Source organism: Paenibacillus sp. FSL M7-1455, assembly GCF_038004655.1.
GTDB lineage: Bacteria > Bacillota > Bacilli > Paenibacillales > Paenibacillaceae > Paenibacillus_AQ > Paenibacillus_AQ cookii.
Genome location: NZ_JBBORO010000001.1, coordinates 3312716 through 3328559, shown reverse-complemented (window position 1 = coordinate 3328559; position 15844 = coordinate 3312716). Strand labels below are relative to the sequence as shown.

Sequence of the window (15844 nt, the reverse complement as noted above, 5' to 3'; positions counted from 1 at the left end):
GGAACTTCCGATGAAAGATTTAATTCAAATCAACCATCTCAGCACGCATTTTCATACCGAAAACGGCACGGTCAAAGCCGTCAACGATGTCAGCTTCCGCGTTCGCGAAGGCGAAACGGTATGCATCGTGGGGGAATCCGGCTGCGGAAAAAGCGTGACCGCCATGTCGATCATGGGTTTGGTCGAGGAGCCCGGCGGCAAAGTCGTGGACGGCCAAATCCACTTCGAGGGCCGGGATCTTTTGAAATTGAGCAAAAACGAGCTTCGCTCCCTTCGCGGCAACGAAATATCGATGATTTTTCAGGAGCCGATGTCTTCGCTCAATCCGGTCCTGAAGATCGGCCAGCAAATCATGGAGCCGCTGCTCGTCCATCAGAAGCTGAGCAAAAAGGAAGCGCGGAAACGGGCGATCGAACTGATCGAAAAGGTCGGCATTTCGCGCGCGGAGCAAATCGCGGATTCTTACCCGCATGAGCTGAGCGGAGGCATGCTCCAGCGGATCATGATCGCAATCGCGATTTCGGGCAACCCGAAGCTGCTGATCGCCGACGAACCGACGACCGCGCTCGACGTAACGATCCAGGCGCAAATTCTGGATATTCTCCGCCAGTTCAAAGAACAAAACAACATGTCCATCATGCTGATCACCCACGATCTCGGCGTCGTGGCCGAAATGGCGGATTACGTTATCGTCATGTACGCGGGCAAAATCGTGGAAGAAGGCGAAGTCGTCCAGCTGTTCCAATCGCCGAAACACCCGTATACCCAAGGGTTGCTGAAATCCAAGCCGATCATCAATCAGCGCACGGACGAACTGTATTCGATTCCGGGCCAGGTCCCGAATCCGCTGGAGTTGACGGAATCCTGTTATTTCCATGACCGCTGCCAGCACTGCATGGACATTTGCAGAACGAAGCAGCCTGTATTGAAAGAAGTCGGCGAGCAGCAGAAGGCTGCTTGCTGGCTGTACGAGGAGGCGCTGGTCCATGCCTGAGGCATTGCTTGAAGTCAATCACTTAAAAAAATATTTCCCCATACAAAAAGGGCTGCTGAACCGGACGGTCGGGCACGTGAAAGCCGTCGACGACATCAGCTTGACGATTCAGAAAGGGGAAACCTTCGGCCTCGTCGGCGAATCCGGAAGCGGCAAAAGCACGGTCGGCAAAACGATCATCCGCCTTACAGAGAAAACCGACGGCGAAGTGAAGTTCAAAGGCATCGACCTGTATGGTTTGTCTTCGGATGAGCTCCGCAAAATCCGTCCGAGCATGCAGCTTATCTTCCAGGATCCGTACAGCTCGCTGAATCCGCGAATCCGCGTCGGAGACGCCATCGGCGAGGCGCTGCTGGACCACGGCCTCGTGCCCAAGGATGAAATCCGCGACCGGGTGCTTGAAGTATTGCAATCCTGCGGCTTGTCGTCCTATCATATCGACCGCTTCCCGCACGAGTTTTCGGGAGGGCAGCGCCAGCGGATCGGGATTGCCCGGGCGCTCATTCTGAACCCGGACCTGATCATTGCGGACGAACCGGTATCCGCGCTGGACGTGTCGATCCAGGCCCAGATCATCAATCTGTTCAGGAAGCTGCAGGAGACGCGGGGGCTGACGTACCTGTTCATCTCCCATGACCTTAGCGTGGTCGAGCATTTGTGCACCCGGATCGGGGTGATGTATTTGGGTTCGATGATGGAAACCGCATCGCGGGACGAGTTGTTTAAAAATCCGCTTCATCCGTATACCAAAGCGCTGCTGTCGGCGGTGCCGATTCCGATTCCGAAACTGAAACGCGAGCGGATCGTCCTGAACGGCGACATCCCGAACCCCGCCGACCCGCCGTCCGGCTGCAAATTCCATACGCGGTGCCCGTTTGCCGTGGCCCGCTGCAAGGAAGAGGTGCCGGAGTTCCGCGACGCGGGCGGCGGCCATTTCGTGGCTTGCCATCTGGCCTAGGTTTGAATCTTGAATTATAAAGGCATGGCTCCTTCAGGAACCATGCCTTTTTAGCGAAAACATCCAGGGGGAATGCGTTAAACCATCCGAATATGCTCGATCACGACGCGGGGCCAGGTCTCGTTCCACCGTTTGTTCGAGACGCGGTTCTCATAGATTCGTGCCCGATCCGGAGATCGCATGTAATAGGGAGTCGGTCGAACGACCAGGTTGACGGCGTCCTCTATGCCGTGCGGAGCCGTCAGCCGGACGCGGTCCTGTTCGTCCAACGTCAGGCCAAGAGCCGTCGCGGTTTCCGTAAAATTCGCAATGGCGTCGGTGGACGAAATAAAAGGGGGCATTTGGTTGATCACATGCATTCTGGCTTCGTTTTTGACCGACCACGGAACGTTCGGACGTATGGCATATAGCTTGCGCTCCAGTTCTTTTTCGGCAGCTTCATTCAGGTTACCGGGGTCAAAATAGACAACATCGACATCGGGTAAGGGCGTTCTTTCGGCAAAGCCGTGCAACACGTCCCATATTTTCGAGCGGACAAAGCCGGCGCAAACCCACCAGTCCGGCAGATGCAGCGTTTTGGCGGCATAAAGAACGTCCATCATCCAGTCATCCTGCTGCACGAGGCGGATCAGATCTTGTTCGGATCGGATCATGTTTTCCCTCCTTGATCGAAAATAACCGACATAAAATAGCCAATACGCGAAACGAAACCCTATTATACTACACCAACAGACGGTAAGATCGAAAAAAAGCAAATTTCACAAAATTTCACAAAAAAAATTCGCGTAACAGCGAAACTTGTCCACGTTTCAAACGTTATACATATTGTATTCCAATATTAACCATTTAAGGACAGGTGAGAGTATGAAGAAATCCAATGTTCGCAAGCTATTAACCATGACCGTTGCCGTCTCTGCGCTCAGCATGCTGCTGGCGACCGGGGCGGGAGCCGAATCGTACGCAGCCGACAATACCGCTACTTCTTCTGCAGTGACCGAGCCGGGCGCTCTCACACCACCACCTCCGGAAACATTGAATAGCTTGAGCATTAACGGCAATTATTTGTATCTGGCTGGCGGTAATGCAAACATTTCGGCCATCGGCAACGGGAAGTTAAGCGTGAACGCCGATACGACCGCTACCACGGTGGTTGATGTCATTAAAGCCGACGTAACCCTGCAGCGGTTTACGGGAACCGGTTGGGTGAACGTCAATTCCACCCTGTTCTCCAAAAATTCGTCCGATTTCGTCGTTGGAGATGCGGTCTTTACCGGAGTGAAAGGTTTTTATTACCGCGTTGCTTGCATTCATTCGATCAATAAAAACGGTGTTTTCGAACAAAGCATTGAATATACATCCAGCGTATTGGCTTATTAATCGTCATCGAAAAACGGCAAACCGATTCCGGTTTGCCGTTTTTCGCGTTTATTGCGCGACAAAACCGAAAAGGCGAAAGTTCCAATCCGAACCACTTATTTCTGCGGATTACTCTTTTAAACATACATAAAACGGGAATTTATCCCTTTGTATTGTATATTATCCCTTCTGCTCGGCATCCCTTTTCCTGATAATGGAGAGGTAAGCAATCGCCCAAAAGAGATGGCCGGCAAACGCCTCGGGAGAAGGGAGGGGCAGGCAGGCGGTTCAAGCCGAAAACCATCCTTTGGAAGCGGTATCATTTATTCCATGACAAGGAGGAAGATGCCCGATGATCCTCAAACGTATCGCGTTCCGGAAAACGTGGAGCATGGTCTTGATTGCATTGATGTTTTGCTTTTTGATCCAGGGATTCGGGGCAGCCGTACCCAAAGCCCATGCGGCCGTAGGGAGCAAAACGATGGTAGGGTATTGGCACAACTTCGACAACGGCTCCGGTTTTATCAGGCTCCGCGACGTTTCGCCCAAGTTTGACGTCGTCAACGTCGCTTTTGCGGAACCAGCCGCCGGGGCGACCAACGGGACGATCGGTTTTACGCCCTACAATTACACGGAAGCGGATTTTAAGGCGGACGTTGCCTTTCTGCAGAGCCAAGGAAAAAAGGTCCTCATTTCCATCGGAGGCGCGAACGGGCAGGTGCAGCTTGCAAGCGCGCAAGCCCGCGATAATTTCGTGGCTTCCGTCACGGCGATCATCGAAAAATACGGCTTTGACGGACTGGACGTCGATTTTGAAGGCCATTCGCTTTATTTGAATGCAGGGGACACCGATTTTAAGCATCCGACAACGCCGGTCGTCGTCAACCTGATCTCGGCGCTGCGCGCGATCAACGACCATTTCGGGACGGAGTCGTTTTATTTGACGATGGCGCCCGAGACTTTTTTCGTGCAGCTGGGGTATTCGTTTTACGGGGGGAGCTGCATCAGCTGCGACAACCGTGCGGGTGCTTATTTGCCGGTCATTGACGCGACGCGGGATATACTCGACTGGCTCCAAGTGCAGAACTATAATTCGGGGCCGATCACGGGGCTGGATGATCAGTTTCACAATATGGGGACGGCGGATTTTCATGTCGCGATGGCGGACATGGTGCTGACCGGTTTTCCGGTTGCGAAAAATCCGAACCGCTTCTTTCCGGGGCTGCGTCCGGATCAGGTCGTGTTGGGGCTGCCGGCGAACGCGAATGCGGGAGGGGGATTCACATCCGTCAGCGAAGTCCATAAAGCGCTCGATGCCTTGATCAAAGGGGTTCAGCTGCCCGGTTATACGATGCGGGGGAATGCCGGAGGATATCCGGATTTCCGGGGGCTGATGACATGGTCCATCAACTGGGACCGCTTCAACCAGTTCGAATTTTCGAACAGCCACCGCGCCTATCTGGACGGGTTAAGTCCGCCGGTGCCGGATTCCGTGCCGCCTACGGCTCCTTCGAACGTCATCGTCACGTCCCAAACGGCAACCAGCGTATCGTTGAGCTGGACCGCTTCGACGGATAACGTCAGCGTTGCCGGTTATACCGTATCCTATGGAACGGGGAGCGTTACCGTAAGCGGGACCAGCGCCGTCATCGGCGGTTTGACGCCAAATACAAGCTACATGTTTACGGTGACCGCAAGGGATGCGGCAGGTAACCTGTCGCCAGGCACCGTGATTGCCGTCACGACGGATGCACAGGGCGGCGCTCAAGCTTGGGCCCCGAATGTCGGCTATACATCCGGCGACGAAGTTACTTACGGAGGGAAAACCTATGTCTGCCGCCAGCCCCATACCTCGTTGACGGGGTGGGAGCCGCCGAACGTACCGGCCCTTTGGCAGATGAAATAAACGACACCCTTAAGCGGCATGCCTGCACGGGAAAACGAAGCCCGGCGGCGCCGCTTTTTTTTGATGATGACACCGAGTTTGGCGTCGGCAAAAGGCATATAAAAACCGCCCCTTTCGGCATCTTTCGATGGCCGATCAGGACGGTTTCCGCATTGTTTATCGCAACGTCTTCAAAGCGCCGCTCCATGCCAGCACTTGATCCAACATTCCGTTCAGGTTCGTCAGATGCAGGTCGGCAGGTTTGAAGGTGGAGAAATTTTCGAAGTCGGTGAACAGCGAAAGCGCCGGGTGAACGCGAACGTCCGCCACGGACAATTCGCCCAAAATGCCGCGCAGATGCTCGGCCGCACGGGCGCCGCCCACGGAACCGTAGCTCACGATGCCCGCTGCTTTATTAAACCAGGCGTCGCGCGCGTAATCCAGCGCGTTTTTCAGGGAAGCCGAGATGCTGTGGTTGTACTCTTGCACGATAAACACGAAGCCGTCCAGGCTGAAAAGCTTTTGGTTCCATGCTTCGGCTTGCTCGGCAGCGTCTGCTTCACCCAAAAGTGGCAGTTTGTAGTCCGCGATGTCCACGATTTCGTAGTTTGCGTCGCCGCGCTCATCCGCGATTTTTTTGACCCATTCCCCAACCTGCGGGCTCAAACGTCCTTCGCGGGTGCTTCCCAAAATAATGCCGATGTTCAATTTTGACATATTGTTTTCTCTCCTTATCGTTCGTTTTTATTCGTGAGCGTTTTGCAGTAATCTGAGGCCTTGAGCCGTAAGGATTTTCGGACATAAAAAAGGGACTTCACCCCAACTTGGAGAAGTTTTCAAGTGACCAAACCCAAAAACCTCAAGGATGGAGGAAGTCACTTTGTATATTCTCCAAGAATGTCTGTTTTCCTTCGAAGAACTTTTAAAAATTCAACCCAAGGAGAGATTGCCGATCTTCTTCAGCTCTCTCGATCTGAGACCGTATGCCAAGGAACTGAGAAGCCGTTCACCCCGAGGCGCTGAGGGATACTGCAGACAAGGTATTCTACGAGCACTCTTGGCTGCGCCGCTTGAAGGAATAAGTACCTTTTCAGGGTTGCATAAGCGTTTGGATACGGATCTCCGGTTTCGTTATCAGTGTGGTCTTCCGCTGGATCGAGAAGCTCCTTCCATATCCACATTAAGCCGAGTTTTCTCAGAACTGACGAGAAAGGACTTGGCAAAACGGCTTTTTGAGGATTTGGTCACACGCTGTCAGCAGGAAGGTATCATAGAAGGCAGTAACGTCGCCATAGACAGCACCGCTCTCCGCGCTTACGAGAAAAAGCAGCCCAAACGCAAAAGCGAGCAAACGGGTAATGCGAACTGGGGCGCAAAAATTGATTCCTTCGGCAATAAAATCACATGGTTTGGTTACAAAATTCATCTGGCGGTCGATACGAAAAGTGAATTGCCGATCGCCTTGGAAGTAACGCCGGCGCATGTCAATGATGGAGAAATGGCGCCGGGCCTGATCGAGAAAACAGCGTCCAGGACGAGCACACGATTTTTCATACTCGATGCGGGCTACGACCAAATGAAAGTTTATGAGGCCGCCCGCAACGTCAAGGCACAAGCCATCATTCCCCTTAATCTTCGGGGGGAGAAGGAACCGCCTGCTGGCATGACCTCGAACGGAACACCGTGCTGTTCCATGGGTTATGCGATGACATACTGGGGAGTTGACGGCGATATGCATAAATTTCGCTGCCCGCATGCCACGGGTAAAGTCGACTGTCCGCTTGGCATGGCTGCCTGCTCGTCTTCAAACTATGGAATGGTCGTCAAAGTAAATGCGAAGGATGATCTCCGGCGATACAGCATCCCTCATCGGGATACAAAGCGTTGGAAGGAACTTTACAATGAACGAACCAGCGTAGAACGCTGCAACTCCCGATTGAAAACCTATTTGACGGCAGACGCCGCACATGTCCGGGGCATTCAGAAAGTCACAACTCACCAGTATTTGAATGCCATTGTTCTGCTTGCATCTGCGCTCGCCGTTTCTCATCATTCAAAACGGGCTGCCGCTTAAAAAACGAGCTGTTCTAAAATTCTGCAAGTCTGCCCTTTTCTTCATCCATATAATACCATTTTCGAAAATTACCCCTTAACGACAGTGAATATGCTATCGCTTCTTCTCTGAAACGGAATTATGCAAAACACTCATTCGTAATTTATGAGGTATGCATGATCAGTTGTCAGTATCATAAACTCTGCGCATATATTTTGTCAGGCCACTTACAAAAAGTTTGTTTATTATATTTTTTTTGGCTTGGATTCGGTTCCATGGACCCTATTTTGATATATGAAAGGGGAGCGCGAAAAAGTCACGGTAATGTTAGAAACAGGTCATGATTGTGGTAGCGGCCTTCGAAGAGGATGGATATAATCTAGATGCAAGCGCTTACATTTTTTTTGAGCGGGAAGGAGGTGGAAGAACGGAGATAAGACAACGAGCTCGGCACAAGGAGCAGCGGCGTGTTTTGCGAGCATGATACCGCATACGTTTTGTTTTTTAGGATTTCATGACAACGATTCGAAAGGTGGTTTGTTATGAGGAAAACATTCGCCAAAAAACTGATGGGCTTGACGATGAGCGTGATGCTGACGGCTTTCGCGGCCGTTCCTTTTACCGCGCATGCAGCATCGGACGTTACGGTCAACTGGAATGACGTTAAGCAGGAAATCGACGGCTTCGGGGTGTCGCAGGCCGGCTGGTCCGACGCCATCTATGATTTGCAGGAGCCCGTCCGCAGCGAGATCATGGATCTGCTGTTCAAACCGGACACCGGCATCGGCATTTCGATTTTCCGCGGCGCGTTGTTCCCGCAGTTTAATCCTGCCCCGGGACAATATGATTTCAACGCCAGACCGGACCAGGTATGGGTGATGCAGCAGGCGAAAGCAAGAGGCGTGGATAAGCTGATCGCCAGCACGTGGAGCCCGCCGGCATGGATGAAAACGAACAACTCCACGACGCACGGCGGGTACCTGAAGCAGGAAAATTACGGCGACTACGCGCTGCTCATGTCCAAATTCATCAAAGAATACAAACGGCAGTTCGGTCTTGACCTGTACGCCGTCTCCATTGCCAACGAGCCGAACTCCATGACGTTCCTGACCTGGGATTCGAGCGAATGGAATTCGACGAACTTCCAGGTGTTCCTGAAGGATTATTTGAAGCAAGCGATGATCAACGAAGGGGTGGCGTCGACCAAAGTCATCGCCGGCGAATCGTCCTGGTGGTCGGAGGATCTGATCAAGGACTCCCTGAACGACCCGGCTTCCGCCGAAAGGCTGGACATCGTGGCCGGACATAACTACCCCGTGCCGATCATCAATGCGGAGTTGCCGACAACCCCGTTTACGACCGCCCAATCCAAAGGGAAAAAGGTATGGATGACGGAGGTGTCCAAGGTCGATTCCTACGATCCGGGCATGGGTTCCGGCCTCAAGTTCGCGAAGCAGACCCATAATTTCATGACCAAGGCGGGCGTCAACGCTTGGATGTATTGGACGGGCGCGATCCCGGGCAATAACGACGAAGGTTTGATCAACGTCGACAAAGCCGCCAACACCTACGCGCTGACGAAACGCTACTTTACCTTCGGCAACTTCAGCAAATTCATCAAACCCGGCTATGTGCGGATCGGAGCCCCTGACAATCCCCAGTCCGGCGTATACACCTCGGCTTACAAAGATCCGGCAACCGGAAAGTTCGCCATCGTCGCCATCAATGACACCGATGCCACGGCAGAGCTTGGCTTTGTGCCCAACGGCTTCACGGCTGGACGGCTCACTCCCTATACCACCAACGATAACCTCAATTTAGCGGAAGGCCCCGCCGTTCCTTTGCAAAACGGGAAATTCAACGTCTCCCTTCCTCCAAAAAGCGTCGTGACCTACACGGGCGAAAACGGCTCGCCGTCCCTTCAGGAGCAAACCTTGACGGACGACCTGAACGATTGGTCCAAAACCTTTTCCCATACAAGCGGCCTGGTCATGGATTCCTCCAACAGCGGATATTTTAACGGCGATACGTCCCGCGTGAAACGGAACAGCGGCACGACCGAAAACTTCGTTTACCACGTTCCCAACATCACGAATTTTAAAGCGGACTTGTATCAATTCAGCGTGTGGGACGGCGTCGCATTTTATGCGTCGGCCGACAATCAGCATTGGACCCCAGTCGTGCATACGAGCACGCCGGGAAGTTATACCGGAAGCAAATGGTATAAAAAAACGTACACGCCGCTGGAAATGCCCGCGGGAACGCAGTACCTGAAAATCGAGTTGTCCGGCAGCGACTCCTGGGAAAAGCAAGTATCCCGAGTGGTAATCAACTCTTTATCATAATCTAAAATCGGTGTCCATGTAATATAGCTTTTGGCTATAACTGGATATAGGATAATACAGTTACACTATATCGCTGAATCCGTGATATCTTTCTTGTAACCATTTGGATTGGAATTTTCGCAAAATCCATGATTAGGAGTGTTACAAGATGACAAAAAGCAGTATTTTGGGATATCCGCGCATCGGCGATAACCGCGAATGGAAAAAAGCGCTTGAGGCGTTTTGGGCGGGAAAGATCGAAGAATCCGAATTCCAGAGCCGGATGCAGGACATTCGGTTGAACCATTTGCGCAAGCTTCAGGAAAAGGGCATCGATCTGATCCCGGTGAACGATTTCAGCTATTATGATCACGTCCTGGATACGGCCGCGATGTTCGGCATCGTTCCGAAACGGTTTCCTTATGATGGCGGACCCGTGCCGCTCTCCGTTTATTACGGAATCGCGCGGGGAACGACGGATGCGGCGGCAAGCGAAATGACGAAATGGTTCAATACCAATTACCACTACATCGTCCCTGAATTGGACGGAGCGGAGCCGGCCGTTACGGAAAACAAGCCTTTGGCTGCCTACCGCGAAGCGAAGGAACGCCTTGGCATCGAAGGAAAACCCGTTATTCTCGGGCCGCTCACCTTCCTCAAATTGTCCAAAGGTTATGACGAATCCGAAACGGACGCCTGGCTGGAGCGCCTTGTGCCGCTTTATGCGCACATACTTCGGGAACTGGCCCTTGAAGGCGCGGAGTGGGTGCAAATCGACGAGCCGATTCTGGTTACCGGCCTAAGCGATGCCGACATCCGGCGGTTGCACAGCATCTACGGAACGTTTGCCGCAGAGGCCCCAACCCTCAACATCATGTTGCAAACTTATTTTGAAGCCGTCGAAAGCTACAGCGACATCGTCTCCCTTCCGGTCAAAGGGATCGGCCTCGATTTTGTCCATGGTTATGCGGGCAATATCCGGTCGATCCAGGCATCGGGATTCCCGCAAGACAAAGTGTTGGGGGCGGGCGTCGTGGACGGGCGCGGCATTTGGAAGGCATCGCTCCGCGAGAAGGCCGCGCTGCTGGAGAAGCTCCAATCCTTCGTTCCGGCGGACCGGATCATCGTCCAGTCCTCGTGCAGTTTGCTGCATGTCCCGGTGACCGTGAGCAGCGAAACGAAATTATTGCCGGAATTAAAGGGGGCGCTTGCTTTTGCCGACGAAAAGCTGGACGAACTGGTTCTTTTGACGAAGGCCGTCTCTTCGGGAACGGACGCGATCGGTAAAGAACTGGACGAATGCGACCTGGCCATCCGCGCGCTGGAGCGGTCCAAGGAACGCAACCGGAACGACGTCCAGCAGGCCGTTGCCGCCATCAGCAAGCAGGACGCCAAACGCAGCCTTCCTTTTGCCGTGCGCCATGCCGTGCAACAGAAAAAATGGCAGCTCCCGGTGCTGCCGACGACGACCATCGGAAGTTTCCCTCAATCCGTAGAAGTGCGCAAAGCAAGGCAGCTGTGGAGAAAAGGGGAATGGAGCGGCGAGCAGTATGCCGGCTTCATCCGGGAACAGATCGACACCTGGATCGGATTGCAGGAGGAAATCGGGCTGGACGTCCTCGTGCACGGCGAATTCGAGCGGACGGACATGGTGGAGTTTTTCGGGGAGAAGCTTGCGGGGTTTGCCTTTACCCAGTATGGCTGGGTGCAGTCGTACGGATCCCGGTGCGTCAAACCGCCGATCATTTTCGGGGACGTCGCGTTCGAAAAGCCGATGACCGTCGAGGAAACGCAATATGCCCAGTCGAAAACGAGCCGGCCCGTCAAAGGGATGCTTACCGGTCCGATTACGATCATGAACTGGTCGTTCGTCCGCGAGGATATTTCGCGCGAGCAGATCGCTTACCAATTGGCTTATGCCTTGAGGCAAGAAGTAGAAGCATTGGAGAAGGCCGGCATCGGCATGATCCAGGTGGACGAACCTGCCGTCCGCGAAGGGCTTCCCCTGAAAGAGAAAGACCAGGCCGAATATTTGGCATGGGCCGTCAAAGCGTTCCGCCTGACCACCTGCACGGTGCAGGATACGACGCAAATTCACACGCATATGTGCTATTGCGAGTTCCATGACATGATCGATTCGATTTCGGCGATGGACGCGGACGTCATTTCGATCGAAACCTCCCGCAGCCACGGCGAACTGATCCATAGCTTTGAAGAGAACACTTACGGGCTCGGCATCGGACTTGGCGTGTACGATATCCACAGCCCGCGCGTTCCCGGCGTCGAGGAGATGACAGGCATGATCGACCGCGCGCTGCGGGTCCTCGATCCGAAGCTGTTCTGGATCAATCCGGACTGCGGACTGAAAACCCGCGGCATGGAAGAAACGGTGGCCTCCTTGCGCAACATGGTGGAAGCGACCAAGATCGCGCGCGAAAAATATGCCGTACAAGTCTGATTTCATATGCAACGCCCATGGACCCGCAGGATTGCGGGTTTCTTTTTTTTCGTGCGAAAAGTTCGGTATTCAGTTTTCCCCGGTTTGTTAGTATAATTAAATAAGCAGCTAACGAAACGTATGTTTAATGGGGCCAACGCGGATCACAATTGCGCTACGCGCCCCGGTTCGTATTGAAAATAAGCGATTGATTTTTTCCATCCATTATGTTCTAATGAAATCACCAAACTTTATATACATTCTACTATACTAAGTGTAGTATGTTTTGTTGAATACGATATTCGCTTTTTAGAAACAATCCATCATATTAAAGGATAAAGCGGGGTATTTTTCATGGAAGTCATCGACATCGCGTCACAACCTCCTTATGATTCCAAGCCGATCGTGCTGATGATCGGAAAATTCGACGGAATCCATAAAGGACATCAGGCGATCCTCCAAACGGCCAACGAACTGAAAAGGGAAGGGGAAGCGCTCGCCGTCATGAGTTTTTCGGAGCATCCGTTGTGGGTGTTGAAGCAGGATGAAGCGTTCAAGCGAAAAATAACGCCTGAGGACGAGAAAATTCGCATCCTTGGGCAATTTGGCGTCGAGCGTTATTACCGGATCCGTTTTTCGAAGGAATACGCCCAAATCTCGGCGGAAGAATTCGTCATGGAGCATCTTTCAAGGCTGAACGTCAAGCGCATCGTGGTCGGCGAAGGTTTTCATTTCGGGCACGGGCAAGGGGGAGGCACGAAGGAACTCGGCGAACTATGTGCCCGCATCGGCGCGGAAGTAACGGTGATTCCGCTTGTGACCGATAACGGGGTAAAAATCGGCAGCTCGGAGATCCGAACCGACATTTCCGAAGGCCGCGTGGAAACGGCGTTTTCGCTTTTAGGCCGGCCTTATTCGGTTACCGGAATCGTCATACACGGCCAGAAGCTGGGCAGAAAGCTGGGTTTTCCTACTATTAATATGGGCGGGGTGGACGACTATGTTTTCCCGAAGCCCGGCGTTTACGTGGGGACGGCCGATATCCATGGCGAACCGGAAGGGAAAAGCCGGTATCACGTCCTGATCAGCGCAGGGTACCGGCCCACCGTCGATGGTCAGGGGTATTTGATCGAAGGTTACCTGCTGGATTTCTCCGGAGATTTGTATGATCGGACGGTGACGCTGACCTTCATGCATTATCTGCGCGGCGAAATCAAATTTACGGGTCTGGATGCGCTGATCGAGCAAATGAAACAGGATGAAGTGAATGCCAGAAGGTTGCTTAGCGTCGCTCCCGCCTGAATCGGCGGATCGGCCTGCTTGAAGGGAGGCGAAGCGGCATGGGGATCATCATCGTCGAAATTTGCGGCGGCAGCCTGATTCAAGAGATCAAGATCGAACAGATTTTGGAGGCCGAATATCCGGAAGTGGCCGTGCTTGAAAGCACCTGCCTTTCGTTTTGCGGGATATGCGCGAGAAGGCCCTATGCGATCGTCAACGGCAAGCGGATCTTTGCCGAAACGGCCGCCGAATGCCTAGATCTCATCAGGCAGCGTATCGACCTGGAATTAGCCGTCTACGCATCCATTTAGCCATAACAAATTAAAGTTTTTCGAAGATCCTGAAGCAAAGCTGTGCGAGACAAAATCTCGGCAGCTTTTTTTGCGTTTTGCGGCCATGAACATCATCCGCGGTATCCATTAAAAGTTCAATTGACGGGAGACACAAAAACGGGTATATTATTTATATAAATTATCAGATTAGAATAATTCTAATTAAGATACAGGAGGACGCAGACATGAAAAATTACGACTATCACCACCTGGACCATGTGAAAGAACAGCAGACCTCGAAAAAAACGCTTTGGATCACCCTGCTGCTGACGTTGTTTTTTACCATCGTCGAAGTCGCCGGAGGTTTGATCTCCCATTCCTTGGCCTTGTTATCCGATTCGGCGCATATGATCTCCGACGTTTTGGCTTTGGGGTTAAGCATGGCGGCCATTTACATGGCCACGCGCAAACCGAACCGGAAATATACGTTTGGTTTTCTCCGTTTCGAGATCATCGCGTCGTTTCTGAACGGCCTGGCATTGGCCGTCATTGCATTGGGCATTTTTGTGGAAGGCATTCAGCGCATGATCCATCCGGTGGAAGTGAAGCTGCCTACGATGCTGACGATCGCGGTTATCGGTCTCATTGTCAACATCGTCCTTACGGTCGTTCTGAGCCGCAGCATGAAGGAAGAAGAGAACCTTAACGTCAAAAGCGCGCTTTGGCATTTTATCGGGGACCTGTTAAGCTCCGTCGGGATTATCGTGTCGGCCGTGCTGATTTATTTTACCGGTTATCACTTTTTGGATCCGCTCATCAGCATGGTCATCGGGGGAATCATTTTCACCGGCGGGGCCAAAATTATCCGCGAGTCTTACCTGGTGCTGATGGAATCCGTGCCCGACCAATTCGATTTGGACGCCATTCGCAGCGATATCCGCGCCCTGGAAGGCATCAATGACGTGCACGAGCTTCATTTATGGGCCGTATCCACCGATCATTATTCGCTTACGGCACATGTGTTCATCCGGAAAGACATGCAGGCGTTTCAGGTGATTTCGGCGATCAACCAACTCCTCCAAGATAAATACGGCATCGCGCATTCGACCATTCAAATCGAACATCCGTCGATCCATGACCACGGGGAATACGGAAAGCAGTTTTTGTTGAAGCACGCGTAAGGGAAACGAATAAAGCCTAAAAAATAGATTGACGTTAAAAATGCAACGAAATAGAATATAGGAAAATATGTGAAATTGTAGTGCGTTGTATTTATCCCGGGTGTTTGACCGATGTCTAAAGCCGTAGATGGGCCGTTGTTCATCTGAGGCTTTTTGGTTCCCGGCCGTTCGATGATTTTTCATGGCGCGGGACAAGCGATGATTGAAGCACCCCTTTGGGTTGGGATGTCTGCAAAATGGATGACATAAAAAAAGCGGGAGGGATCGCATGGAGGCATTACCGGTAATCCGTGAAGCATTGGCCAGGCAAATCCGGCAGTCGGAAATCGACTTCACGACTTCGCGGATCCGCTCGATTGGCGAGCAAGAAGGCAACCCGCAAGGGGTCGAAATCCAAACCTTCGGAAATGCGGTGTCCTATTATATCCGGACGATGCCATGGGGCGTATTTAATTCCGTCAAAGGTTTGTCCGATGAGGACATGGACCGCGTGGCAGAAATCATTCAATTTTACCGCGAACGGGATCGTGCATTCGAATTGGATATCGATCCGGTAGGAACAAGCCCGGAGCTGCTCCGCCATTTAACCGAAAACGGGCTTGCCCATCGGCGTTTCCATTCCGTTTTGTACGGGCTGCCGGCCCCGGAAGCGCCTGGTCTGCCTTCAGGCATTTCGATCCGTCCGGTCGAAAACGAAGCGGATTTTGACGTCTACGCAGGCATTCATTGCATCGGCTCCGGCATGGATATCCGGCATAAACATCATTTCATCCAAAACAACATCGGTTTGCTGAACCGCCCCGGCTGGAATTTGTTCATGGCATCATGGCACGGCCGGCCCGCGGCCGTCGGCGTCATGCATATCAGCGGCCGGACGGCCTCGCTGACCTTGGCGGCAACGCATCCCGAGTTCAGGAACAAAGGACTCCAGACGTCGCTGTTGAAGTGGCGTTTGCATGAGGCCTATAAGGCCGAATGCGAGCTGGTCGCCGCCCAAGCCGCTTTCGGTAGCACTAGCCAAAACAACATGGAGCGGGCAGGGCTGCGGATGGCATGGACGCGGGCCGTTTGGGCGCCGATCGCGGAACGTTGAGTTCCAGCTT

Annotated in this window: 13 protein-coding genes; 11 read left to right on the top strand and 2 right to left on the bottom strand. The window is 52.8% G+C overall.

Annotated features, from left to right (window positions below; translation table 11 throughout):
- Window positions 1-10: 10 nt before the first annotated feature.
- Both NYE48_RS15350 and NYE48_RS15345 read left to right on the top strand, forming a co-directional pair.
- Window positions 11-994 carry an ABC transporter ATP-binding protein gene (locus tag NYE48_RS15350; RefSeq protein ID WP_212953144.1) on the top strand — a complete coding sequence of 328 codons (984 nt, stop codon included), beginning with the start codon at window positions 11-13 and terminating at the stop codon, window positions 992-994.
- Window positions 987-1952, top strand: a complete 966-nt coding sequence (locus NYE48_RS15345; RefSeq protein ID WP_036715114.1) for an ABC transporter ATP-binding protein — start codon at window positions 987-989, stop codon at window positions 1950-1952. Before NYE48_RS15350 ends, NYE48_RS15345 begins: the two co-directional genes overlap by 8 nt.
- Before the next feature lie 77 nt (window positions 1953-2029).
- Here NYE48_RS15345 and NYE48_RS15340 read toward each other — a convergent pair whose 3' ends face one another.
- A complete protein-coding gene (locus tag NYE48_RS15340; protein ID WP_340999278.1) occupies window positions 2030-2605 on the bottom strand; it encodes a nucleotidyltransferase family protein in 576 nt (191 codons plus the stop codon).
- A 211-nt stretch (window positions 2606-2816) separates the two neighbouring features.
- Here NYE48_RS15340 and NYE48_RS15335 point away from each other — a divergent pair, with 211 nt between their 5' ends.
- Window positions 2817-3329, top strand: coding sequence for a hypothetical protein (locus tag NYE48_RS15335; protein ID WP_156124737.1), 513 nt, complete (start codon window positions 2817-2819; stop codon window positions 3327-3329).
- A gap of 331 nt (window positions 3330-3660) precedes the next feature.
- Window positions 3661-5214, top strand: coding sequence for a carbohydrate-binding protein (locus NYE48_RS15330; RefSeq protein WP_340999277.1), 1554 nt, complete (start codon window positions 3661-3663; stop codon window positions 5212-5214).
- 156 nt (window positions 5215-5370) lie between these two features.
- On the opposite strand, the gene NYE48_RS15325 is transcribed toward NYE48_RS15330, so the two are convergent.
- Window positions 5371-5910, bottom strand: coding sequence for an NADPH-dependent FMN reductase (locus tag NYE48_RS15325; protein WP_036715116.1), 540 nt, complete (start codon window positions 5908-5910; stop codon window positions 5371-5373).
- Between the two features lie 163 nt (window positions 5911-6073).
- On the opposite strand from NYE48_RS15325, the gene NYE48_RS15320 reads away from it, so the two are divergent.
- The 7 genes from NYE48_RS15320 to NYE48_RS15290 all read left to right on the top strand — a co-directional run bounded on the left by NYE48_RS15320 (window position 6074) and on the right by NYE48_RS15290 (window position 15834).
- The gene (locus tag NYE48_RS15320; protein ID WP_340997203.1) at window positions 6074-7267 is read left to right on the top strand and encodes a transposase; all 1194 of its coding nucleotides are present in this window, start codon (window positions 6074-6076) and stop codon (window positions 7265-7267) included.
- A gap of 521 nt (window positions 7268-7788) precedes the next feature.
- Entirely contained in the window at window positions 7789-9591 is a 1803-nt protein-coding gene (locus NYE48_RS15315; protein WP_052147402.1) for a glycoside hydrolase family 30 protein, read from the top strand.
- 148 nt (window positions 9592-9739) lie between these two features.
- The gene (gene metE, locus NYE48_RS15310; protein ID WP_340999276.1) at window positions 9740-12028 is read left to right on the top strand and encodes a 5-methyltetrahydropteroyltriglutamate--homocysteine S-methyltransferase; all 2289 of its coding nucleotides are present in this window, start codon (window positions 9740-9742) and stop codon (window positions 12026-12028) included.
- A 333-nt stretch (window positions 12029-12361) separates the two neighbouring features.
- A complete protein-coding gene (locus NYE48_RS15305) occupies window positions 12362-13309 on the top strand; it encodes a bifunctional riboflavin kinase/FAD synthetase (RefSeq protein WP_036715118.1) in 948 nt (315 codons plus the stop codon).
- 38 nt (window positions 13310-13347) lie between these two features.
- Entirely contained in the window at window positions 13348-13599 is a 252-nt protein-coding gene (locus NYE48_RS15300) for a DUF1450 domain-containing protein (protein WP_340999275.1), read from the top strand.
- 206 nt (window positions 13600-13805) lie between these two features.
- Window positions 13806-14741 (top strand): cation diffusion facilitator family transporter, encoded by a 936-nt coding sequence (locus NYE48_RS15295; protein ID WP_340999274.1) that lies wholly within the window; start codon window positions 13806-13808, stop codon window positions 14739-14741.
- 268 nt (window positions 14742-15009) lie between these two features.
- On the top strand, window positions 15010-15834 hold the full coding sequence (locus tag NYE48_RS15290) for an N-acetyltransferase (RefSeq protein WP_340999273.1): 825 nt from the start codon (window positions 15010-15012) through the stop codon (window positions 15832-15834).
- The last annotated feature ends 10 nt before the right edge of the window (window positions 15835-15844 follow it).